The organism is Spiroplasma platyhelix PALS-1 (assembly GCF_021496725.1).
GTDB classification, from domain to species: domain Bacteria; phylum Bacillota_I; class Bacilli_A; order Mycoplasmatales; family VBWQ01; genus Spiroplasma_D; species Spiroplasma_D platyhelix.
This window is the reverse complement of the sequence record NZ_CP051215.1, coordinates 712,135-735,799: the sequence shown is the minus strand read 5'-3', so window position 1 is coordinate 735,799 and position 23,665 is coordinate 712,135. Positions and strand designations below refer to the sequence as shown.

Below are 23,665 nucleotides of genomic sequence, written 5' to 3'. Positions count from 1 at the left end.
AATTAAAACAATGAAATTGATTGTTGGATTAGGCAATCCAGGAAAAAAATATGAGTTAACGCGACATAATGCTGGATTTATTGTTCTTGATAGTTTAAGCAAGGAACTAAAGGTTTCACTAAAACAACATAAATTTGATGGTGAGTTTGTTAAGACAAAATATAAAAGTCAAGATGTTATCTTATTAAAGCCTTTAACATTTATGAATTTATCTGGTAGTTGTGTTGTTAGTTTTATGAATTATTTTAAAATTAAATCAGAAGATGTTCTGATTATTCATGATGAGATTGATTTACCTTTTGGTCGCATTCAATTTAAAAATAAAGGATCAGCAGCTGGCCATAATGGTCTTACTGATATTTTTGAAAAAACAAAAGCAAAAGATTTAATGCGTTTGAGAATTGGTGTTGGTAGAAATGCTAAGTTTAGTACTGTTGACTGAGTTCTAAGCAATTTTGATTATCAAGAATTGTTACTTATCAACAATAATGAAAAGTTTTTTGTTGATGCAATTCTAACTTGATTGAAAGATGACAACATTACTAATCTAATGAATAAATTTAACAATCAACAATTTTAAGTAAAAAAATGAAAGAGGAAAAATAATGTTAGAAACAAAATATCAAACAACTGCTGTTATTGGGAGTCAATGGGGTGATGAAGGTAAGGGAAAAATTACAGATTACTTTGCTCAAAATGCTGATGTGATTGTTCGTTGAAGTGGTGGAGATAACGCTGGACACACGATTGTTTTTGACAACAAAAAATTTAAATTGAGTATTATTCCCTCAGGAATTTTTAATCAAAAAGTTACTTGTGTGATAGCTAATGGTTGTGTTGTCAACTTAGAGAAGCTAGTTAGTGAGATCAACTATTTAAAAGAAAATGGCTACAGCTGTGAGAATTTAAAAATTTCTGATCGTGCTCATATTATTTTTCCTTATCATTCTGCCTTAGATGAATGTCAAGAATTAGCTCGAAAAGAGCAAGCAATTGGAACAACAAAAAAAGGGATTGGGCCTTGCTACGCTGATAAGATGAATCGTGTTGGCATCAGAATTGGTGATTTACTTGACAAAGAAGAATTTGTCAAGAAACTAACATTTAATGTTGAACATAAAAATAAGATCTTAAAGTTGGTGTACAACTGTCAAGAAACTTTTGATGTTACAAAAATTACTGATCGTATTTTTAATGAATTACTACCACAATTTCAAAACTATATTACTGATACAAGAGTTTTATTAGATGAAAAAGTAAAAGCAAATCAAATTGTGTTGTTTGAAGGAGCACAAGGAAGTTTACTTGATTTAGATCATGGAACTTATCCATTTGTTACTTCTTCTCATCCAATTGCCAGTTCAATTGCAACAGGTACAGGTTTGTGTTTAAAAGCAGTAACAAACATCATTGGCATTACAAAAGCCTACAATACAAGAGTGGGTGAAGGAGTTTTTCCAACAGAATTTGAAGATGAAATTGCAAGAACAATTCGTGAAGTTGGTAACGAATATGGAACAGTTTCAAAACGTCCAAGAAGAATTGGTTGATTTGATGCTGTGATTTTAAAGTATAGTGCTGAAATTAATGGCTTTACAGGTTTAGCGATTATGTTACTAGATGTACTGTCAGGAATAAAGGAATTAAAGATTTGTACTAGTTACTTATTAAATAATCAAGAAATTAAATACGTTCCTAGTCAAATTAAGAATTTTGCTCAATGTCAGCCGCAATTCATTACTATGCCAGGTTGAACTGAAGACATCACTAAGGTTACTAGTTTTGATCAACTACCAATTAATGCTCAAAACTATTTAAAGAAAATTAGTGAACTTGTTGGTGTGCCAATTACTATGTTTTCAGTTGGACCAAACAGAACCCAAACAATCTTAGTTCAGTAAGGAGGCTAATTATGATTGATCGTTATATTACAGAAGAGATGACAAAGATTTGAAGTAAAGAAAATCGTTTTACTTTATGATTAAAATTTCAAATTGATGTTTGTCAAGCTTTAAAAGAATTAAATATTATTAGCGAAGATGATTTTTCTAAAATTAAAGCAAATACTAAATTAGATTTACCTTTGATGGATAAATTAGAACAACAATTAAAACATGATGTTGTTGCTTTCACAAGAATGTTAAGTGCTAATTTACAAAGTGAAAGTCGTTGAATTCATTATGGCTTGACTTCAACTGATATGGTTGATAGTGTGCAAAATTATCAAATTAAGTTAGCTAATCAAATTATTGATGGTGATTTAGTAGCCTTACAAAAGCAATTAAAAGATTTAGCAATGAAATATAAAGAACAATTAATTATTGGTCGTACCCATGGTATTTTTGCTGAACCTACTAGTTTAGGTTTAAAGTTTGCTTTATGATACGATGAACTTAATCGTCAAATAGCACGTTTTAAATTAGCAAGAGAACAAATTGAAGTAGTGAAGATTACTGGTTCAGTTGGTAATTTTGCTCATGTGTCACCAAAAGTAAGTGAGATAGTTGCTCAAAGTTGAGATATGAAAGTAGATAGTTGTGCCACACAAGTTGTGCAAAGAGACCGTCATGCTTTCTTGTTAGCAACTTTAGCTAACATTGCTTCAACAATTGAAAAGATTGCTTTAGAAATTCGTTTAAGTCAACGTAGTGAAGTCAACGAATTACTAGAGGGATTTTCAAATGAACAAAAAGGTTCAAGTTCCATGCCACATAAAAAAAATCCAATTGCTTCAGAAAATATTATGGGTCTAGCAAGATTAATTCGTAGTTATGTTAGTGTTGGCTATGAAAATAATTTACTATGATACGAACGTGATATCTCGCATAGTTCTAACGAAAGAATCATCTTTCCTGATGTCTATCATAGTCTAGATTTTATTGCTAAGAGGATGACAGAATTGCTAACAAACTTAGTTGTCAACACCCAAGCAATGAATGATAATTTAAAGCAAGCAAATAACATTTATTTTTCTCAACCAGTGTTGCTAGCAATAATTAAAAATAATCCTGAGCTAACAAGAGAAGAAGCTTATGATTTTGTGCAAAAAGTTACGCTAACAGCACAAAAAGAAAATCAGGATTTTAAAATAGTACTAAAAGAAAATGGTGTTGATAAATATTTATCTGACGAACAGTTAAATCAATGTTATAATGAAAAGCAATTTCTAAGTAATGTTGATTACATTTTCAACAAAGTATTTAAATAGAAGAAAGAGTAGAAAATGGCTAAACGTTTTTATGTTACAACTCCAATTTATTATCCTAGCAATATTTTACATTTAGGTCATGCCTACACAACAACGATTGCTGATATTTTGGCGCGTTATAAAAAAAGTCAAGGCTATGAAGTTTTTTTCTTAACTGGTTCAGATGAACATGGTCAAAAAATTGCTAAGTCAGCAGCAGCAAAAAATCTTGAACCAAAAGCATTTGTTGATCAGATTGTTGCTGAGTTTAAAGATTTATGAGCTAAATTAAAAATTGACTATACGCATTTCATTAGAACAACTGATGAAAGCCATATCATTACTGTGCAAAAGATTTTTAGTACCTTACTGAAACAAGGTGACATTTATTTAGACAAGTATCAAGGATGATATTGTGTTTCTGATGAAGAGTTTGTTACTGACTTACAAATTGATAAGGCAACTAACACTTGTAAAAATTGTGGTGGTAAGCTAATTGAGTTAGCAGAAGAATCATATTTCTTTAAGATTAGTGCTTATAGTCAAAAGCTTTTAGCTTACTATCAAGAGCATCCTACTTTTATTTTTCCTGAAAGTAGAAAAAATGAAATGATCAATAATTTCATTAAACCTGGACTAACTGATTTAAGTGTCACTCGTACTAGTTTCACTTGAGGTGTTCCAGTGTTAGAGAATCCTAAGCATGTTGTTTACGTGTGGATTGATGCATTGAGTAACTATTTATCTGCGCTTGGTTACTTGCAAATAGATGATAGCAATTTTCAAAAATTTTGAGTTGATGAAGAATGTGAGATTGTCCAGTTACTTGGTAAGGAGATCACAAGATTTCATACTATTTACTGACCAATCTTATTGATGAGTTTAAATTTAAGACAACCAAACAGTATTTTGTCACATGGATGAATCATCAATGATGAAGGTAAGATGTCAAAGTCAAAAGGTAATATTATTGATCCAAGAATTTTGATTGAACGCTATAGTGCCGATGCTTTACGTTGTTTCTTAATTAAAGAAATTAGTTTTGGTTCAGATGGAAAATATAGTCATGAAGGATTTTTAAATTTTTTCAATGCTTATTTAGTGAATGATTTAGGAAACTTATTGTCTCGTATCCTAACGATGATTAGTAAGTATTCAGATAGTAAAATTCCTAAGTTTGAGAACAAAGAAATTAAAAAGTATCAAAGTGAGTTAATTTTTGATTTCCAAACAACAATCAAAGATTTTCAAATTACTATGGATCAATATCAAGTAACTGATGCAGTTGAAGTTGTTTGAAAGTTGATTGCCAAGTTGAACAAATTGATTGATGACATCAAGCCATGAGATTTATTTAAAAACCAACAAACAGCAGAATTGAATAATGTTCTAAATTTATTTGCTAATGGATTGATGATCATCAGTATTTTACTAGCACCGATTTTAGTTGATGCATCTAGTAAGATGCAAGAGCAATTAGGAGTTCAACCAACTAGCACTTTAAGTCCTGAGTTCGATTTGAATAGCATTGCTGGTAGTCAAGTTGATAAGAAAGAATTATTATTTAAACGTTTAGATGTCCAAGTAGAATTAGATTATTTGAATAGCAAATAAAAAAGTCACTTAGTGTTAAGTGGAGTGCTACCTATAAAGTAGACAAGTAAAATAAAAAGTTAATTATAGTCTAACACGATATGATTGATAAAAGTTTATTCATTCATGAATTAAATTAATCATATCGTGTTTTGTTTTGATAAACTTATTATAGATAGTTTCTTTCTTAAGAATTGAATGGAAACTTTCAATAACTGCATTATCTAATGGTGTTCCTTTTCTTGAATAAGAAGGATTTAGTCCATAAGATTTGCATACATTTTTATATTGAATGGAAGTATACTGAAATCCTTGATTAGAGTGCAGTATTAAACCATTCAATTTTTCTTTATTTGTAAGTAATAGTGCTGATTTTAATGTTTCAATAACTAATTTGATATTATTTTCTTCACTAATTTTGTAAGCAATAATTTCACGATTATATAAATCAATAATTGTGCTTAAATAAAGATATTTTTGTTCATATGGAATTCTAATATATGTAATAGCAGTTACTCGTTTTTCATTTGATTTATTAGCTTTGAAATTTCTTTGTAATAAATTAAAGGTAGAATTTTTTAGAGATTGATAATTAGGGAAGTTGAAGAATATATTGTTCTTCCAAATGAACTAAAAAATTTAAAAATTGGTGAAGCATATTATAAAATACTACTACCGAGTTCTAAACAACTGATTGATAAGATAATTATTAAACAATAAAAAGGCCTTAAGGCCTTTTTTAAACATAAGTTCGATTACCATAATAATTATTTAGTTTATCAAAATGGTGATTATTAAATTCTTTATTAACTTTATTAATTGTTTTTTGATTCGGATTTGGATATTTAATTATGTCATTATGATGATAACTATATTTTTTTATAGTTTCTTCTTTACAATGTTTCTCATTATAATGCTTATCAAATGCATCATAAATTTCTAAAAACACTTCATCTTGAATTTTTTTATCAATTGTAAGAACATATAAAAAAATTCATTTTTTTAAAATTTGTTTATAATAAGGTCTTTCAATAATTTCATTTTCCAATTTTTTAAAATCTATAGGTAATTTTAAATTATACTTTTTTTCGTGTTTAAAATAATCTTCAAAATAAATCTTTTTGTTCAAATTTCCATCAACTATATCTAAAAATTGTATTAATGAATCAAATTGATTAATTATATATTTATTGCTTAATTTATTTTTATCCTTAAACCTTAATTTAACGTACTCAGTAACTAACTTATACAATAAATCAATTTGAAAATTATTCAGTATGCTTTTCTTCAATTTTTCTTGGTTTGTTGTAAAAATTAGTTCCATAGCTTTCCCCTCTACTTACCTCTTTTTCATTCGTACTTTTTGTTTCGTCAATAATATTATCTGTCAACTGTTGTTCTTTGTCATTCATTGTTTGAGATTCATCTTGGTCAAAGTTCATAGAAAATTCTTTATCACCATCTTTTAAATATATACTTTTAACTTTTTGTCATCTTTTAGAATTATTTTGATTGGTTGCAGCTCCCGATCCATCCGCAAGCTCTAAAACAGTATTTCTAAACTCTTTAGATTTTTTAGCATCAGCATCAATTTTTTTTCTAGTAATTACTACTTGTGCTTGATTATCAATTATTTCTTGATGTTTTTTCTTTCTTTTTTCACATCACGACTTAATTGCTTTAAAAATTTTATAAATATTAAAGGGATTAATAACTTTTAAAATTCAATTTCACATACTCTATACCCCCTACCTTGTGATCAATCCCCCTTTTTTAATACTTTTTGATAATGGTAATTAATTGTTAACTCATTTATTTGATTCATTATAACATAAAGCAAATAAAAAAATAAGATCAAATTTTTGTTCATCCCTACCTCCTAATTGAGATTTTTAATTGTGGAATATTCTTAATCTTTAATTACTTTTTCAAAACTTAGTTCTAAATTCATGTGTTTTTCCCAAAAAGTAATCGTTGTAATTTCATTTTCATTTTCATATCTAATATTAAAAATAACCCTTTAAATTCATCTTATTTTTCTTAATTCGTTATCATCTGTTGCAAAGCTAATTAAAAATAAAATTTATTCCACAATTATTTTAGCAGAAGAAAAATTATTTACAATTAAAAAAGTGCATTATGTTCATTGGAGTGCTAGCTATAAAGTAGACAAGTAAAATAAAAAGTTAATTATAGTCTAACACGATATGATTGATAAAAGTTTATTCATTCATGAATTAAATTAATCATATCGTGTTTTGTTTTGATAAACTTATTATAGATAGTTTCTTTCTTAAGAATTGAATGGAAACTTTCAATAACTGTATTATCTAATGGTGTTCCTTTTCTTGAATAAGAAGGATTTAGTCCATAAGATTTGCATACATTTTTATATTGAATGGAAGTATACTGAAATCCTTGATCAGAGTGCAGTATTAAACCATTCAATTTTTCTTTATTTGTAAGTAATAGTGCTGATTTTAATGTTTCAATAACTAATTTGATATTATTTTCTTCACTAATATTCGTTCACTGCTTTTCTTAATAAAAATGATTCAGATTTAGTTAATCGTAGTTTTTTTATTTTTCAAAAAATGATTTGATTTTTTATTTTTTATGTTTCTACTCAAAGTTTTATGACATATTTTAATGCTAAAGGTAAAAATTGAGTTTTGATGTTTCATGCTTTATTGACTAATTTAATTGCTAATATTCCTTTTTTGATTCTTTTTGCAGAAACTGAATTAGTTATTAGTGTAAATGTTATTACATGAGTTTTTTCTTTGACTCAAGTAATTGCTTGGCTTTTAATGATTTTATTTATCTATTTTGAATTTAAATAATATATGATAGCTTAGTAAAAAATGCTTCAGGAAACTTTTTTCTAAAGATTCACACGAAGCATTTTATTATTAAAAGTTGAGTTTTACTATATTAATAAAATAATTTTATAGACCGCATTTAGTTTGCATCCCACAGTTGTTGCAAGTGAAGCATCCTGATGAAAGAACTAGGATACCCTCTTTACACATTTGACATAAGTCTCCTAGATCGGTTCCAATCTTACGATCTTGGCGATCACTTCGTCAGCCTGGCTTGACAGGTTTAGATGTTTCTTCAAATTCCGCAGTTAGTGTTGCTGTTAGACCAAGGTCAATTAAGTTTACTTGTTCTTGCAGTTGGTTGCTTTCATCATCTGATAGTGAAAGCACTTGACTGTCTCTTGAACCATCAACATAAACTGTTCCACCTTTAGCTCCACCAAGGTAGAGATTGTAGTAAATTTTTTCTACTTGCTTTACTGAGTAGCCTTTAGGTGCGTTAACTGTTTTTGAGATTGATGAATCAACTCAGCGTTGAATGATACATTGAACATCAGCATGTTCTTTAGGTTCTAATTGCATTGCTGCGATAAAAATATCAGGAAGTGCTTTTTCTTTGAATTCAGGATGATAGTTCAATCATTCTTTAGCGATGTTAGCCTTAACTTCCATGAATTTTCCTAAACGACCACTTCTAAAATATGAGAAGGCAAAGTAAGGTTCAAGTCCAGTTGAAACACCAACCATAGTTCCTGTTGAACCAGTAGGAGCAACTGTTAGTAAGTGCGAATTACGGATACCATATTTTAAGATATCTGCTCTTATATCTTCAGGCATAGTTTTCATAAAACCTGTGTTGATGAAATCTTCACGACTTGCTAGAAAAGGAAATGAACCTTTTTCTTTTGCAATGGCAATTGAAGCACGATAGGCACTAGTAGAAATTGTTTCAAAAACTTTATTTGTTACTTCATTTGCTTCTTTTGAACCATATTTTAGATTTGCTCAAATTAATAAGTCATGTAGTCCCATTACCCCAAGACCAATTCTTCTTTCACCAAGTGCTTGTTTTTTATTTGGTTCTAAAAAATAAGGAGTTGCATCAATCACATTATCTTGTAAGCGCACACATGTAGTGACACTGTCACTTAATTTTTGATACAGTACTTCATGAGTTTCTTTGTCAACAAAGTTAGCTAAATTAATCGCAGCTAAATTACAAACTGAATAAGGTGCTAGTGGTTGTTCGCCACAAGGGTTAGTTGCAACAACTTTCATGCCATAAGCACGAGCATTAGTCATTTCATTTGCTTTATCAATAAAGAAAATTCCTGGTTCAGCTGAGTAAGTTGCACAGAAGTTAATTAGATCTCATAAGTCACTAGCTTTGATTGTTTTATAAGTTTTAATTGGGTAACCCATTTTTTCTCATTCATGGATGTCACCAATTTTATTTCAGTTCTCATCGTATCCTTGCTTTTGGGTTACTGTGTAGTTTTCAAGATCGGGAAATCTTAATTCTCAATCACCATTATTGCCAACAGCTTGCATAAATTCATCAGAAATAGTTATAGAAATATTAGTTCCTGTTAGGAAGTTTTTTCTTAAAACTTTTCACTCACCGCCTAAAGCTAATTTTTGTTTAGCATTTTCGATGATGTTACCTTTAAATAATTCTTCATGGTTTAAAATTGCTTGATAGGATTCGTGTTCTTCTTCTGACAGTGGTTCAAATTTTAATTTTTTAGTTGCTTCTTGACGAATAATTTCTGATTTTGAGTTTTCTTTCAATCATAGAAGAATTTTTGGATTTTGCATTTTTGAGATGATAAATTCAATGATGTCAGGATGTCAGTCAGCAAGCATGATCATTTGTGCTCCACGACGAGATCCGCCTTGTTCAACTAAATGAGTTAAAGTAGAAAGGTCATTTAATCAAGAAACTGAACCTGATGATTTACCACCAACACTCTTAGCTATAGTTCCTTTTGGTCGTAAAGTAGAGCCATTGGAACCAACTCCACCACCATGAGACATAATTTCCATTACTTGTTGTCTATGGCTTGCAATTCCTTCTCTTGAGTCTTTAATGAAAGGCATGACAAAACAATTAAAGAAAGTAACATCAGAATCGCTACCGGCACCATATAGAACTCTTCCTGCAGGAACAATGTTAAGATTTTTTAATTCATGATAGAAATTATTTAGTTGTGCTTTTTGTTTTTCTTCTGTATCTTCTTGAGCAGATAGACTTTTGCTAACACGATAAGCAATTTGTTCATAAAATAATTCTAATGGTTTTTCTAATTCATATTTTTGCTTATGAACGTATCCAGCTTTACCAGAAAGTTTAATTAAATTAGGGTCAATTGAAAGAGCATATTCTTCTTCAATTTTTACAGCATAAGTTTGCTCATTAATTTGTTCACTTACATATCCAATTGCTCTTGTTGGAAAAACTGGGTCTTCTTTAATTACTGTGATAACTAAATCACCAATTTTTAAAGTATTTAAATTTTTATCTTTTTGTGAATAACGATCAAGCATTACCATTCTTGATACACCTTCGTGGGTAATTTGATAGTTTTTTTCAATTGTTTTTAAGTGCGGAAAGTGTTGCACTAAATCCTTATTTAATTTCTCAACCAATTTCTTATCATATAACATTTCATCTACCTTCTCCGTCTTTCGTAATTAATATACTATCAAATTTTAAGAAAAAAAATTGATAATTTGATAAGAAATTAGAATTAGGTATTTTTTTCTTTTTTTGACATAAAAGAAAATTTTAAAGTGTTGTAAAAATGGTATAATTTAACCGCATTAAAAAAATGGAGGAAGTCATGAAAATTGTTTTAGCAGGTGTTGTTGGTGTTGGTAAAAGTACGATTAGTGATAAGCTAGCACAAAAGTTAAATTTTAAGGTGATGCAAGAACCTGTAGCAGATAATCCGTATTTAGATGATTTTTATGGTAACCCAAAAGAGTTTGCTTTTAAGATGCAAATATTTATGTTGATGGCACGAAGCAAACAATTAAAAGCAGCAATTGATGAAGAGAATGTTATCTTTGATCGTAGCATTTTAGAAGATCCAATTTTTGTTGAAGTTTTAAAAGCACAAAATAATATTAGTGATGTTGACTATCAAGTTTATTATGATTTTTACAATCATGTTGTTGTTTCATCTTTATATTTTGATCCAAAAATCAAACCAGATTTAATTGTTTACTTACAAGTTACAACAGATAACGCGATAAAAAGAATTGTTCAAAGAGGTCGAGAATCAGAGAAGCATGTAGATTCTGGATATTGAGAATTATTGAACCAAAAGTATCAAGAATGATATCAAAAGAATAAGGATAAATTTCCTTTCTTAGTAGTAGATACTAATAGTAAGAATCCAGATGAAATTGTTGAAGAAATTATCACCACAATAAAAAATAGCAGTAGTTAATTATGAAATTAGCTAATGCTATTTTTTATGCTGGGTTATTATAAAAAAACACTCAATGCTTGATGAATGATATAATAAAAAAATTAAAGGGTTATTTTATTGAGGACAAATTAAGGGTTGAGAGAATGAGTAAATTATGACTTTCTATTATTAAAAATAATAAATATTTTTTTAGTATCTTAGCTTTAATTTTAGTTTTTGCAGCTTTTTTGATTAGTGATTTAGTCTTCACAATTTACTATCCTCAAATGTCTGGTTCTTCTAGTTTTATTAGCCCAACAGAAAGATTAAGTATTTATTTTTCTTTTTTTACGACACAAACTAATTATTTAGTTGTCATTTATTTATTTTTTACTTTACTTGCTGAGAGATTAGATAAGAAATTTAAGGTTAACTTTCATTTGCTTTTAGCAATAACTGTTTATATTACTGTAACAATGTTTGTTTTTTGAACAGGCTTGATTGGTGACATTTTAGAAGCAGGAACACAAAATTATTGGTCTCAAGCTTATGCCTGAATCAAAACAATTGTCTTGCATTTCATTATTCCAGTGATTATGATTGTTTATTTTGTACTGATTAGTGGTAAGAATCAAATTTCTTATAAAACATACTACAAATTATATATCTGACTAATTTTGGTTTATCCAGTTTTGTATCTAACAGCTGTGATGATTCGGGGTGACTTACGTTATCAACAAGGCTATCGTGGTTCATCTTGTTTTCCATATTTCTTTTTAAATTATCATCAAAATGGTGTTCTTGTTTTTGGGTTAGCAATTTTCTTGATTTTAATTTTTATTTTGTTGTTGATTCATCTTTATATTTGAGTGAACAATTTTCGCTTTAAACAAATTGCTAACAAAAAACTTTTAGCTCAAAAAGAAGTTGCCGAAGTAACAAATGAACAAGTTTTAATTGAACAAAAAGAGCCTCTTACTAAGACTGAAAAATTGAAAAAATAACGAAATAGTTTAAACTATAAAATTTTAGTTTGATGTTATAATTTAGACATTATGATTAGTGATTGTGTTATTGAAGTTAAAAATCTTCATAAAAAAATAGGAAAGTTATCAATTATTAGTGATGTTAGTTTAAAGATTTTAAAAGGCGAAAGGATAGCAATAATTGGTGCAAATGGTTCAGGAAAAACTACTTTGATTGAACTAATTTGTGGTATCACTAAACCAACTTCAGGAAAAATTTCTATCAACAGTGATGCTATACGGATTAAAAGAATTGGTTTGCAATTTCAAGAAGGTTACTGACCAGCAGGAGTAACTCCTAAAGCAATAATTAAGTATTATGTTGGCAAAAGAGCTAATAGTGAAGAAATTAAAAAATTGATTGATATTTTTGGTATTAAAGCATTTTATAATAAGCATTTAAATAATCTTTCTGGTGGAGAAAAGCAACGCTTCAATGCAATGTTGGCAATTATCAATGATCCCGAAATTTTAATTCTTGATGAATTAATCACTGGTCTGGATTTAAAAATTCAAGTAAAATTAATTAATTTTTTTAAAGAATTTTTAAATGACAAACATAAAACTTTATTAATGATTTCTCATATTCCAGAAGAAGTAGAAAATTTATGTGATCGCTTTATTTTATTAGAAAATGGCAAGGTTATTAATGATCTAAAAGTAAAAGACATTGTTAGTGAATATGGTTCACTTAGAATATTTATGGAAAAATATTATTGGCAAAGTGGTGAATAGATGAAAAAAATAAAAAATAGTTTTATCAATTGGCAGCTTTGATTGAATAAACAAATTAGTAATCTTAAATGAAAAAAAATGAAAAGTAATTCAGAAAATTTTATTTTTTTCTTAAGAAAAAATTTATGATTGCTACTATCATCAGTTTTTAAAAGTTTAAAAATTTATATTTATGTTTTTATTATTCCTTTAGTTTTATTGATTGTAGTTTTTGCTTATCAATCATATGGGGGGGTGAATCAGCCTTTACCACCAATAGTTGCAGGTTATTTATTAATTCCTGGTTTTGGGTTGATATTAGGAATAAATAATTTAATTTCTGAATGAAAAGCTTCAATTTTCTTAAAAAGAATTAATTTGCTTGGAACAAGCAAGTCACAATTTTTGCTGTCAATTTGAATTGTTGGTTATTTATTAGGTTTGATTTCAACAATTTTTTGTGGAGCATTAGTTACTTTATTTGCTCAGGCACTTAATAGTACTAAGAATCCATTTTTAGAAATGTTTGCTTTTTTAAGTTATGGAACTACTCAGGAAGTTGTTAATGCTTGATTAGGATTATTTTTAGGAATTTCGACTGTCATCCTTAGTTCAATTGGCTTAGCAACTTTAATTGCTGGTGCTTTTCGTAATATTGCTTTGATTCAAAGTTTAGGAATTTTAGTAATTATTGTTACTTTTGTTTTTTCTGATTTATTTTTAAATCCAGTGATGCTAGCAAGTGTCAAACCTTTAATAATCTTTAGTTATTTTGTGCCACAAAAATATGGTGCTTGAACAGTTTTTTATGCTGTTTCAGCAGGTAACTTAGATTATTTCTTACCTAATCCTGGGTCAAAGCAAATTACAATTAGTTTTTTAAGTATCACTTGGCCAATTATTAATAGCTTGCTATATTGTTTAGGTTTATTTTTACTTTCTTTAATTACTTTTAAATGAAATAATCGAGGTTAGAGAAGTGAAAAAAATTATTCTTGCTTTCAGCACATTTGTTTTATTTCTACCAATCTTTAATATTTTTCTTTTTGCTTGTAGTTTTAATTTTTTAAATATTGATTTAGCAAATTTAAGTGACTATAATTGAAAAAAAGAAGAGCCTAATTTTCCTGGCTATCAAAGTGTCAGTTTAAGAGATAAAGTGATTACTAATAGTGGTGACTTGTCATATGTGAACAATCAACGCTATCTTGATTATAAAAATTTTAATACTGGGTTTAAAAATTTAGATGCCATTAAAAAACAAGCTGTTACTGGTGTGCCAATGAATAGTGCTTTCAATCCAAATGGTAATTATTTAAAAGATTTTGGTGAATCGCAAAAATCATTGATGTTTCAACAAGTTAACAGTATTTTAGATTGAGATCCAAATATTGATCATGATGCTAAATATAATCAAGGCGACTATTCTTATATTCAAAGTAAGAAAGTAGCAAATAAATGAGTGAATAGTCAAGATGCTAATGTGCAAACGCAAATTTTAGGTTTAGGTGTCAAGGCTACTAGTGCGATGAATAGTGTTGTTGGTTCAAATCGAATTTTTAATTTAAATTTTAATAATTGACAATATAGTGATCGTTTTGTTGCTTGAGCAGGTGCTGAAAGTGAAGGAATTATTGTTCCTCCAGCAGCAGATGAAATCAATGCTGCTCATGTTAATGGCACAAAGATTTATGGTCAAGTTTTTTTAGATGGCTATCATGGCTTGACTAAAGCAATGTTGCGTGATTTTTTAAAACGTGATGATAGTGGTAATTTTCAAATTGTTGATGTCTTAATTAATATGTCTAAATATATGGGGTTTGATGGTTGATTTTGAAATAATGAACCTAATGGTTCATGACAAAATGGTTTAATTATGGATAATCAAATGTCAGTAGAAATCATCAATCAGTTTAATAAGAAAGTGCAAGAAAGTACTGATTCTGAGATTAAGCATTTAGAATTACTTTTATATAAAGATCATGGAATTTTAGGATATTATGAAAATGGTCAACCAATTGATACTTGAGCAAATAAATTAGCTGAAGTTAATCATGGTCAATTTTTGCAAGACTTTTATAGTTATCCAAATGATAGTAACAAATGAAGTCAAAATCACCAACAATTTAATAGTTTTGATATTTATAATATGTATAACCTTGGTGGATGGGTTAATGGTGAAATTTTTTATAATGAAAAAAGAATTGGAACAAGAGATATACGTGAATTAACACAAAGACATTTAGATCAAAATGGTCGAGAATATCAAAATTTGGGTAAGGAACTTACTGATCGTGATAATAATAAATGAACTTTTGATGGTAGAAATCAAAATTCTTTATCAATTTTTCAAGCAACAACAGCATTTGATTTAGCAGGAATTTATCTAGATCGATTAGGACATCAACCAACAATTAGTGATGATGTTTTTGCAACAATGTATGCTAACTACTATGACGATATGATCTACACTGGTCAGCATCGTTATTTAACTAATCAAGATAAAGGAACAACTTCTTGAGATTCAGATTTTTCTATTAAAGATTTGAGTTATGGTGTTGGTAATTTAGTCCAAGAAAATACAATTTTATTTGATGATGCATCTGGGGTTGATAACGTTAGCAATTTTAAAACTAATTTTTCAACTGGTCAGGGTCAAATTTTTGTTAGTGATGATGGTAGTGTTGTTAAAAATTATCCATGAAATAATCGTCGTTTATTTGATACGCAACCAACTTATAAATGAAATATTGAAACAGCAAGTAATAAAATGCCAAGTAGTGATGTGTTTGGCTTTTATGATTATTATCAACCGTATCGTAAAGGAAATTCAATTGCTTTAGGTAGTGGTTTTGATGACAAAGGGAAAGTTCTACCTTTTGGGTTGAAAGAAAAAATTAATTGAAACATTATGGGAACCAACTACAATAAAGCGAATAAAAAAGTAAATTTTAAATATAAAATGACTGATGAAAAGGATAATTGAGAAAATCTTAGCGATAGCATTGGTGTGAAGATTTTAGTTACTTTTGCTGATGGTAGTACAAAAGAAATTGGAGTTGAAGAAGTTCCAGATGTTAATGGCTGAGTTACTATTTCATCTGATTTATCAACAATAGGAGAATTATCTAATAAGATTGCAAAATTGGGATTAAGTATCAATCCACTTAAAGCAGATGCACCAAAAATTAAGTTTAATGTTGGTGAGATGACAGTTAACTTTAATGAGAACAAACAAGATCAATTAGAAAACCAAACTTATATTACAGATTTAACTAGTGAGAACGCTGTTACTAGAGGTAACAAAACTTCTTTAAGACTTAATTGAAACGTTGATAGCAGCTTACATGAGCAAATTGCTTACTATGAAATTTACATCCAAAAAGCTTTTGGTGACACACTTTTTGTTGGACAAACAGTTAACAATAATTATTATCTAAAAAATTTGTTAATTAGTAATAATGACAAAATTATTATCAAAACAATTAATAAATACAATTCTGAAAATTCAAGTTTTCAATCATGAAATTTAAAAAATTAATTTATTAATCGTTTAAGGTACATTTTGTATGAGAAATAAATAAAATACTATCTCCTTAATTTAGCTGTTGATATGTCAATTTAAATATTGGCTTATATAATAACTCAAAAAAGGAGGTAATAATTATGAATTTAAAAGACCAACCATTTAAATGATATTCACCGAAAAACACAGAGGATGGTAGTTTAGATGCGTGAGCAAACGACCCTTGTTCAATCTTATATGATAAGGAACAAAAATTATACTATAGCTGAATGTTATTTAGAAATGGAAGAGATTTTCCATCAGGATGAGTTGAAATGGTTTCATCTGATTTAAATACATGAACTCAAACTGAAATTCGTATTAAAGAAGGAAGAGAATTTTTTCAAATAAGTTATCCACCTGCTGCTATGGGAGGTTCAGTTTGAATTGATGATAATGGACAATTCTTTGATAAAGGAGATGTCGTATTTTTAATCTCAATGCAAGAGTGTAAGATAATGGATAGTCAAACATCAGTAAGAGGAGTTAAAGCAAATCAAGATTATACAGGAGATAGTGGAATTGCTTATTATGTTTCACACGGTTTAGGGAAACCAATTTACAAAGCTGGAGTTTTAGCACCACAAGGCAAGAATCCTACAAGCACTGATTGAAGAGATCCTTACGTATATGAAACAGATAAAGGATTATACTTTGCAATCTCAGCTCATGATCGTGTTGAGTTTTGAAAAATTAACAGCTTTAACACAGATGATATTGAAAAAGTAGATCAATTATATGTTCGTCCTTTTGGAGTTGAAGTGCCAAATGTTATTAGATTTGGAGAAAACACTTGATACATCTGTTGTTCAGTTCAAGATGCTCCAGAAGGTAAACCTTTTCAATCAGCATATTGATATTTATGTAATTTAATTGAAGGAAAGTTTAAAGTTTATGCTCAAGGTCAACATGAATATGGAACTGAGGGCTATGCACAAAGAGTTGCAAATCCATGACAAACAAGAATTGCACCATTTGCAATTTCAAGAACAATGGCTGCCAACTGAGCTTACAATACAGATATTTGAGAATGAAAAGGTGGATGTTTTGGTAGTGAACAGTTAACAATTAAAGATAATAATGCTTTTCTAGCACCTTATGATTGAATTGGAAATTATTCTGATAATGGAACAGCAGTTTATAAATTAAAAGCAAAAGAAATGGTTCAAGGATATCGTTTAAAATTCAATAAAGGAGATTTTATCTTTCATTTAAAATCTAATAAAATCACTTGAAATAATAATGTTAACACTACATTGCTTAAATGAACATCAACTGGTGGACCAGCAAATGAAAATGATGATATTATCATAGTTTGAAATAAAACAACATTAACTTTTTATAACATTACTCAAGGGTGAAATGCACATTTCATGTTACCACAATCAACAACTCATACTCTAAATGCTAATGCTATGGGGCTTATTAATTATTAATTTTTTTATGAAACTTGTTAGACTATTATAATTAAAAAAATAACTCAAACAAAGAGTTATTTTTTTACGTATTAGTAGTTTTAAATTAATTAATTTATCTTATTAAAATTGCTAAAATAGTAGCTAATGTAGATATAGTTGCTAATGTTAAACTTAGAATTGAAATTATTTTAGGGAATTTACTTTCAATATATCTATGACCTTTGTAAGTTAACATTATATCTTCTATTTTAATTTTATATTCAATAAAAAAACCACCAGAAATTATTTTTGCTTCAAAACATTTTCTTTTTTGATTTCAGTTCTCTTTTGTGTTATCTGATTTTAATTTAATTAATTTTTTATTAACTATTTCTTGAATGTAAAAAAGTTCTTCAAGACTAGCATTCATAAAATCATTTTTATAATCTATTAAGTTATTAAGAGTAATTTTTAGATTTTTCTTATAAAAAATTCTGTTGTTTATCTTTTTCATAAGATAACTTTTATAATTTTTATATGCTTTTCATTCTAGTGTTACATCAAAATTATTAGATAATTTTGCTTTATAAATATATTCATCTTTTTCTGAATTACTTTTTATTAATTTTCCTACAATAAAAATTTGTTTAATATACATATTTATATCACTGACTAAAGATACTCTAGTAGGGTAAACAAACTTTTTATATTGAATAATGTAATCAATTATGGCAATTTCATAATTAGAAAGTTCTAATTCTTTATCTTTATTTCTTAATAACAGATTCATATATTTAAGAATTTCTTTTCTTTTAAAAGGTTCTTTTTTAGTTTTTTTCATTTATGTCCTCTTTTAAAAATTTAATATTTTTTATCTTTTTTATAATTACTTGTATAGTAATGATGTGAGTTTTTAGCGACTGCTTCGCAAATTATTCTGGATATGTATAATTCTTCAGATATGTTATTACATTGAATGTCAGGCTATTTTATTTAGCCATCCTTTTATGTTAGTTTTAAGTTTAATTTACATCATTTACTTTATTATCAGTAAAACAATTTATTCATAATCAATAAGTACAAGCCCACATAACATTAATTTCATAATGAAATAACTAAAGATATTATTGATATTATGATTGCAATTGAACTTAGAGTTCATGTTATAAAAGCTCTTTTTCAATTATTTCGTTCTTTATAAGTTTCATGTTGTCTTTCTTCAGCATTTTTTGCTTGATCTTCTTTAATTACTCGATCTAGCTTTTCAGCTGAATTTATATCATTTCTATTGCTTCAATCCATTTTATTATTGCCTTTCTTTAATTACACTCACAGCATCCGTAACATAAATCATATTTATAACAAGAAAATAACTCTCTTAATTCTTTATATGTTGATGCACTTAAATTTATTTCAGATTTAGCACATTTAATTTCTTTTAAAAATGGTTGTTTTTCAAACATTTTTTACTACTTATGATTTAATTGCTTTAATAAGCTCAATAATGAATCAATATGTAAATGGTAATAGTATCATAATTAAAGTTCCTCATCAGGGCATTACTTTAGTAATTGACATTAATATTGTTGTTAGCATTCATATAGCATATATAAGTAAAGCATAAAGTAAAAAATTATCTTGAATATTTTCTAGTATTTTTCTACCAAAACTTTTTTTGCTTTGATCAATTTTGACATCTCCTTTATTGTCAGTAATAGTTATACTATTATTTTTATCAATATTTTTTTCTGTACTACGATTATTTTTATTGTTTCCTATGTCAGTATTATTTGAATTAGTAGTGTTATCATTAATACCTTGTTTGTCTATCATTTTTTATCCTTTCTTTACAAAACAAAGAGGTTACAACTTTATACCCTTTTATAATTCATTATAACTCGATTTCTTTTTTTCGCAACTAAACTGTAGGACGACAAACTTATAAAAATTTTTTAATATTGGTACATTTGCCGAAAGTAATATTTCTATTTTAAAGTCTTTATTTGGTTTTAATAATAAAGCGTTAGGTTAAGTTACTTATAAGAGTTAAGTTTACGTTTAGCTAAAATGAATGGTCTTAATATTTTAGATTTGCTTAAGCAGGAAGTTATCCAGAATAATTTATATACGAAACTTTTTTATCGACGTTCTTATTGGAATAAAGTTGATCGTAATAACCAGGATTATTTTTTGATATTGAGTTACCTTTGTTAAATTTAAAGAGTAGTAACTGAATCAGATGGATTCTTAATTACAAAGATAATTAGTTTAATGACATTTTTTATGATTTTAGGACAAGATATTTTGACATAGTTATTTTTGTGTTATTTGAAATTAGTATTTTACTTGATTTTTTATTTTTTTCTTGTTAAAAATAATAAAGAATATAAAATCTGTTAGCTTAAGTTTAGTTTTTAAATTAAATGTAAGCTCTTTTCCAAAAATAATTTCTTACTCCCTGAAATACTGATATATTGACATACTTAGGGCATAATTATATAATTAATAAACGAGTTAATTAATTAATATTAAATTAAATAGAGATATTGAATCTTTAACTCCTTGCTCACTAGAGCCATAAGTCCAAAAGGAGGTTTCTCAATGCAGGAAACTAAATTCAACAATTATGAAATCATGTATATTGTTGACGATCAAAATCCAGAAAAAGCAAACTTAATTAAAAAAGAGTTTGTTGAAATTCTAACTAAAAATAATGGTAAAATTACAAAAGAAGAAGATTTTATTCGCCAATTCGCTTACAAAATCAATCATAAAAATTCAGGACATTACTTTATTCTTCAATTAAGTACAACACCAGAAAATATTGCTGACTTTAATCGTATTTTTTCAATTAAACAAAAGCAAGGTGATGTAGTTAGAAAATTAGTTATTAATTTAGATGAAGAAAAAATTAATACTTTTAAAGAAAGAAAAGAAAGTCCAAAAAAACCTGAATTTACTCGAGAATACAATCGCGAACCAAGAGTAAAAACTTTAGATACTCCTAAAGCTGAAGTAAAACAAGAATTAGCAAAAACTAATAAAGAAGTTACTGAAGTTAAACAGGAAACACAAGAAAATTCTTCAGAAAAAAGCACAAAAAAAGAAAATACTGAAGAAAAATAGGGGGCACTTATGAATCATGTAACATTAATTGGTCGAATCACACGAAACTTAGAATTAAGAAAAACTAGCACAGGAAAAAATTATGTTTTCTTTAGTGTAGCAGTTGATGATTCAAGTAATAGAACAAATTTTATTAATTGTATTGCTTGAAATCGTGTTGCTGAAAATATGACAAAGTTTGTTGGCAAAGGATCTTTAATTGCAGTAGCAGGTCATATCACAACAAGAAAAGATAATCGAGACCAATATATTACTGAGGTTTCAGCACATAGTGTTTCTTTTCTAGACAGTCGTAGAAGAGATATTATTAATGATAGCGTTAGCAGTAACGCAAATGGTTCAGAATTCCAAAAAAATAATATTGAAAAAACTAATGAAGTAAATATTGATGAAGCAATCAAAAATACTGAAAGTTATGATACAGAAATTAGTTTTGTAAATAATAGTAGCTTAGATAGTAGTGACTCAGATGATGAGGCTATTATTTGAGATTAAAATAAGGAGAAATTATGAATAGAAATCGTGTTCACACAAGAAAAAAATATTGTCAGATTACTAAAAATCAAATTAAATATATCGATTATAAAGATATTGAATTATTAAAGAAATTTATGTCTAACAACAACAAAATTTTACCAGCAAGAGCAACTGGAACAAAACCAAAGTACCAACGTCAAATTGCTACAGCAATTAAACGTGCACAAATCATGGCTTTGTTACCTTACTCAGTTTAGAATCAAATAAAAAGAGAAGAATAATCTTCTCTTTTTTTATTTAATTTTTATTTTCTTAACTAATTTTTTAGTTCCTTTAACACTGTATTTAATAATTACATATAACAACATTAATGGTAGCCCAAGAGTTCACATTATAACCAAAGTTAATGTCCCATATTCAGTTGGTTCAGACATTACTCCATTGATTACTTCACCTACTACATCACGTTTGTTTTCTTTTTCCATAACTTTTCCCCTTACATGTATTGATATCTTAAAAAAAGAAATTTAAAATCTTATTTTTTAGTTTGAAAATTCTTTTTGTGCTTGATTAACGTAAGCAAAGAAATTATTAATTATAATGTCAGGAAAATAAATTGATTGTTCAGAGTTTTCGATGATCACATCATATTTTTCTTTACTAATACGCTTAATAAATATTGCATATATTTTTAAATAATTATTGAATAAGGTGATTAATTTAATATCATATTTTTCTTCATTAGTTTTTTTATTGATTAGTTTTTTTATTTTTCTTTGATAGTTTCGTTGTTGAAATTGAAAAGGATAGTCTTGAATAGTATTTTGACTGTGTCCAATTATTTGAAAGCTTTTTATATTTTTAAATTTAATTTCTGATTGGAATTTTTTAAATGTTTCAACTGCTTCTTTTTTAGAATAAATACCAATTTCTTTTATTTCATTTCAAAATTTTTTAAATAAAATAAAGATTAAAGCATCAGAAAGTAAAAATACAATGATAAAAGGAATAAATAATAAGATATTTTCTCCTTGATATATATCTTTAGTTACATTAAATCAAATTCATAAAAACATTGATAGTGCAAGACAATTAAATAAAGTAAAGAAAACAAATCAACTTACATATTTATATTTATATTCCTTAATAATAAAAGGTAAATTTTTTAATTTAAATATACTAACGCAATTATTTGTGTATTGAACTCACATTTTATGCCCAGGAAAATATGCTCCAGCAACAGATGATCCAACGCAAATTAGAAATAATAAAAATTCTAATAAGAAAAATTCAAGTTGTTCTGACATTTTATTTATAGACACTAATTCAAGTTGATATTGTTGAGATTACTGGAACTAGTGCAAGAACTGCTGGAAATGCTCAACTTGTAGCAGTTACTGTAGTAGCACCTGCAATTAATGTTATATATGCAAATTTATAAAATATATGACCTAAATAATAAATCATACTACCTCAAATAATTGCTTTATCAATTTTACTTAATTCTTTATCATATTCTACTAATGCTCCATTTAATGCAGTTGTTATTCCTCCAGAAACAGTACTAATTGTAGTACATGCTATTGCTCAAGGAATGCTAATACCAAATCATCAAGCTGCTGCTCAAAATCCTGCAGCAGCTATAGCAGAAGTTGCAGTTATAGTTGTAAAGATTGCTTTTTCAATTCTTAAATTTTTAACAAATGTTTCTAATTTAGCAAAATCTTGCGCATCACTAAATGTTGTTACATTAGTTGTTGAACTTATTTGATTATTAATAATATTAGATTGGTTTTGTAAAGATTTATGATAATTTTCTTTAAAATTGCTATTTTCAGTTGAAAGATATTCAATAATTTGATTTAAATCAAAATTTTGATTTTGAAATAATTGAATATATTCATTTGCTTTTTTTTGAGCATATGCAATTATTTCATCAATATTTCTCGCAGAAAAATTTGTTACTTCTGCTTTATGAGTTTCTTTAAAATTTTTAAAATAATCATTATTAATATTTTTAAGTAAACTTCAATCAATGTCTGATTCGCTATTACTTTGATTAATTTTATTTTGATGAGTTTGAACATTAGTAGTTAATAATGTTGTTGCTGTGCCTGTTAAAATAAGCGCACTAAAAATACTTAACCCTTTTTTCATAATAAAAACCCCCTAGATTCTTAAATATAATCTTACCTTATTATTTTTGATTGACATTTAATTTAATGACATTTTAATGACATTTTTGACTTATCATTTCAACAAACTTATTAGATATTATGTTAATCTTAGATATAGTATAATTAAAGAAAGTAAATTAGATAGTACTATTGAATATAGGAAGTG

Annotated in this window: 26 protein-coding genes; 15 read left to right on the top strand and 11 right to left on the bottom strand. The window is 27.4% G+C overall.

From position 1 onward, the window contains the following. The first annotated feature begins 10 nt into the window (after positions 1-10). Genes pth through metG form a run of 4 tightly spaced genes read left to right on the top strand, consistent with a single transcriptional unit; the run spans position 11 to position 4,801 of the window. Entirely contained in the window at positions 11-580 is a 570-nt protein-coding gene (gene pth / locus SPLAT_RS03475; RefSeq protein WP_168105025.1) for an aminoacyl-tRNA hydrolase, read from the top strand. Positions 581-605: 25 nt separating this feature from the next. Beyond that, positions 606-1,901, top strand: a complete 1,296-nt coding sequence (locus SPLAT_RS03470) for an adenylosuccinate synthase (RefSeq protein ID WP_168105024.1) — start codon at positions 606-608, stop codon at positions 1,899-1,901. Positions 1,902-1,912: 11 nt separating this feature from the next. Further along, positions 1,913-3,208, top strand: a complete 1,296-nt coding sequence (purB, locus tag SPLAT_RS03465; protein ID WP_168105023.1) for an adenylosuccinate lyase — start codon at positions 1,913-1,915, stop codon at positions 3,206-3,208. A gap of 15 nt (positions 3,209-3,223) precedes the next feature. Further along, positions 3,224-4,801: a methionine--tRNA ligase gene (metG, locus tag SPLAT_RS03460; RefSeq protein ID WP_168105022.1), complete on the top strand. Its 1,578-nt coding sequence runs from the start codon at positions 3,224-3,226 to the stop codon at positions 4,799-4,801. A gap of 63 nt (positions 4,802-4,864) precedes the next feature. Here metG and SPLAT_RS03455 read toward each other — a convergent pair whose 3' ends face one another. From SPLAT_RS03455 to SPLAT_RS03440, 4 genes are all read right to left on the bottom strand, one after another. Continuing rightward, positions 4,865-5,338, bottom strand: coding sequence for an IS3 family transposase (locus tag SPLAT_RS03455; RefSeq protein ID WP_268833984.1), 474 nt, complete (start codon positions 5,336-5,338; stop codon positions 4,865-4,867). Positions 5,339-5,519: 181 nt separating this feature from the next. Next, the gene (locus SPLAT_RS03450) at positions 5,520-6,104 is read right to left on the bottom strand and encodes a hypothetical protein (RefSeq protein ID WP_168105021.1); all 585 of its coding nucleotides are present in this window, start codon (positions 6,102-6,104) and stop codon (positions 5,520-5,522) included. Continuing rightward, positions 6,049-6,516 carry a hypothetical protein gene (locus tag SPLAT_RS03445; protein WP_168105020.1) on the bottom strand — a complete coding sequence of 156 codons (468 nt, stop codon included), beginning with the start codon at positions 6,514-6,516 and terminating at the stop codon, positions 6,049-6,051. Before SPLAT_RS03445 ends, SPLAT_RS03450 begins: the two co-directional genes overlap by 56 nt. A 454-nt stretch (positions 6,517-6,970) precedes the next feature. Continuing rightward, complete coding sequence (locus SPLAT_RS03440; RefSeq protein WP_168105283.1) at positions 6,971-7,303, bottom strand: DDE-type integrase/transposase/recombinase; 333 nt, start codon at positions 7,301-7,303, stop codon at positions 6,971-6,973. Positions 7,304-7,416: 113 nt separating this feature from the next. On the opposite strand from SPLAT_RS03440, the gene SPLAT_RS03435 reads away from it, so the two are divergent. Continuing rightward, the gene (locus tag SPLAT_RS03435; RefSeq protein ID WP_168105019.1) at positions 7,417-7,623 is read left to right on the top strand and encodes a hypothetical protein; all 207 of its coding nucleotides are present in this window, start codon (positions 7,417-7,419) and stop codon (positions 7,621-7,623) included. A gap of 105 nt (positions 7,624-7,728) precedes the next feature. On the opposite strand, the gene SPLAT_RS03430 is transcribed toward SPLAT_RS03435, so the two are convergent. Further along, on the bottom strand, positions 7,729-10,269 hold the full coding sequence (locus tag SPLAT_RS03430; protein WP_168105018.1) for a vitamin B12-dependent ribonucleotide reductase: 2,541 nt from the start codon (positions 10,267-10,269) through the stop codon (positions 7,729-7,731). A 176-nt stretch (positions 10,270-10,445) separates the two neighbouring features. On the opposite strand from SPLAT_RS03430, the gene SPLAT_RS03425 reads away from it, so the two are divergent. From SPLAT_RS03425 to SPLAT_RS03400, 6 genes are all read left to right on the top strand, one after another. Further along, on the top strand, positions 10,446-11,057 hold the full coding sequence (locus SPLAT_RS03425) for a deoxynucleoside kinase (protein ID WP_168105017.1): 612 nt from the start codon (positions 10,446-10,448) through the stop codon (positions 11,055-11,057). Between the two features lie 125 nt (positions 11,058-11,182). Next, positions 11,183-12,022 (top strand): Pr6Pr family membrane protein, encoded by an 840-nt coding sequence (locus SPLAT_RS03420; RefSeq protein WP_168105016.1) that lies wholly within the window; start codon positions 11,183-11,185, stop codon positions 12,020-12,022. Positions 12,023-12,073: 51 nt separating this feature from the next. Further along, complete coding sequence (locus SPLAT_RS03415) at positions 12,074-12,778, top strand: ABC transporter ATP-binding protein (protein WP_168105015.1); 705 nt, start codon at positions 12,074-12,076, stop codon at positions 12,776-12,778. Next, on the top strand, positions 12,779-13,732 hold the full coding sequence (locus SPLAT_RS03410; protein ID WP_168105014.1) for a hypothetical protein: 954 nt from the start codon (positions 12,779-12,781) through the stop codon (positions 13,730-13,732). Between the two features lie 4 nt (positions 13,733-13,736). Beyond that, complete coding sequence (locus tag SPLAT_RS03405; protein WP_168105013.1) at positions 13,737-16,298, top strand: endo-beta-N-acetylglucosaminidase; 2,562 nt, start codon at positions 13,737-13,739, stop codon at positions 16,296-16,298. A 125-nt stretch (positions 16,299-16,423) separates the two neighbouring features. Beyond that, positions 16,424-17,758: a hypothetical protein gene (locus tag SPLAT_RS03400; protein WP_168105012.1), complete on the top strand. Its 1,335-nt coding sequence runs from the start codon at positions 16,424-16,426 to the stop codon at positions 17,756-17,758. 94 nt (positions 17,759-17,852) lie between these two features. On the opposite strand, the gene SPLAT_RS03395 is transcribed toward SPLAT_RS03400, so the two are convergent. Beyond that, positions 17,853-18,560: a hypothetical protein gene (locus SPLAT_RS03395; RefSeq protein WP_168105011.1), complete on the bottom strand. Its 708-nt coding sequence runs from the start codon at positions 18,558-18,560 to the stop codon at positions 17,853-17,855. 79 nt (positions 18,561-18,639) lie between these two features. On the opposite strand from SPLAT_RS03395, the gene SPLAT_RS03555 reads away from it, so the two are divergent. Further along, positions 18,640-18,789 carry a hypothetical protein gene (locus tag SPLAT_RS03555; protein WP_444853130.1) on the top strand — a complete coding sequence of 50 codons (150 nt, stop codon included), beginning with the start codon at positions 18,640-18,642 and terminating at the stop codon, positions 18,787-18,789. Positions 18,790-18,814: 25 nt separating this feature from the next. On the opposite strand, the gene SPLAT_RS03390 is transcribed toward SPLAT_RS03555, so the two are convergent. Both SPLAT_RS03390 and SPLAT_RS03385 read right to left on the bottom strand, forming a co-directional pair. Further along, positions 18,815-19,021 carry a hypothetical protein gene (locus SPLAT_RS03390; protein WP_168105010.1) on the bottom strand — a complete coding sequence of 69 codons (207 nt, stop codon included), beginning with the start codon at positions 19,019-19,021 and terminating at the stop codon, positions 18,815-18,817. Between the two features lie 171 nt (positions 19,022-19,192). After that, positions 19,193-19,552, bottom strand: a complete 360-nt coding sequence (locus SPLAT_RS03385; protein WP_168105009.1) for a hypothetical protein — start codon at positions 19,550-19,552, stop codon at positions 19,193-19,195. Between the two features lie 768 nt (positions 19,553-20,320). Here SPLAT_RS03385 and rpsF point away from each other — a divergent pair. From rpsF to rpsR, 3 genes are read left to right on the top strand one after another with little or no spacing between them, the layout of a single operon-like run. Then, positions 20,321-20,845, top strand: coding sequence for a 30S ribosomal protein S6 (gene rpsF / locus SPLAT_RS03380; RefSeq protein WP_168105008.1), 525 nt, complete (start codon positions 20,321-20,323; stop codon positions 20,843-20,845). Between the two features lie 9 nt (positions 20,846-20,854). Then, positions 20,855-21,340: a single-stranded DNA-binding protein gene (locus SPLAT_RS03375; RefSeq protein ID WP_168105007.1), complete on the top strand. Its 486-nt coding sequence runs from the start codon at positions 20,855-20,857 to the stop codon at positions 21,338-21,340. A gap of 14 nt (positions 21,341-21,354) precedes the next feature. Continuing rightward, on the top strand, positions 21,355-21,579 hold the full coding sequence (gene rpsR / locus SPLAT_RS03370; RefSeq protein WP_168105006.1) for a 30S ribosomal protein S18: 225 nt from the start codon (positions 21,355-21,357) through the stop codon (positions 21,577-21,579). A 36-nt stretch (positions 21,580-21,615) separates the two neighbouring features. Here rpsR and SPLAT_RS03365 read toward each other — a convergent pair whose 3' ends face one another. Genes SPLAT_RS03365 through SPLAT_RS03355 form a run of 3 tightly spaced genes read right to left on the bottom strand, consistent with a single transcriptional unit; the run spans position 21,616 to position 23,479 of the window. Beyond that, complete coding sequence (locus SPLAT_RS03365) at positions 21,616-21,807, bottom strand: hypothetical protein (RefSeq protein ID WP_168105005.1); 192 nt, start codon at positions 21,805-21,807, stop codon at positions 21,616-21,618. Positions 21,808-21,864: 57 nt separating this feature from the next. Then, a complete protein-coding gene (locus tag SPLAT_RS03360) occupies positions 21,865-22,629 on the bottom strand; it encodes a hypothetical protein (protein WP_168105004.1) in 765 nt (254 codons plus the stop codon). 1 nt (position 22,630) lies between these two features. After that, complete coding sequence (locus SPLAT_RS03355) at positions 22,631-23,479, bottom strand: hypothetical protein (protein ID WP_168105003.1); 849 nt, start codon at positions 23,477-23,479, stop codon at positions 22,631-22,633. Between the last annotated feature and the right edge of the window lie 186 nt (positions 23,480-23,665).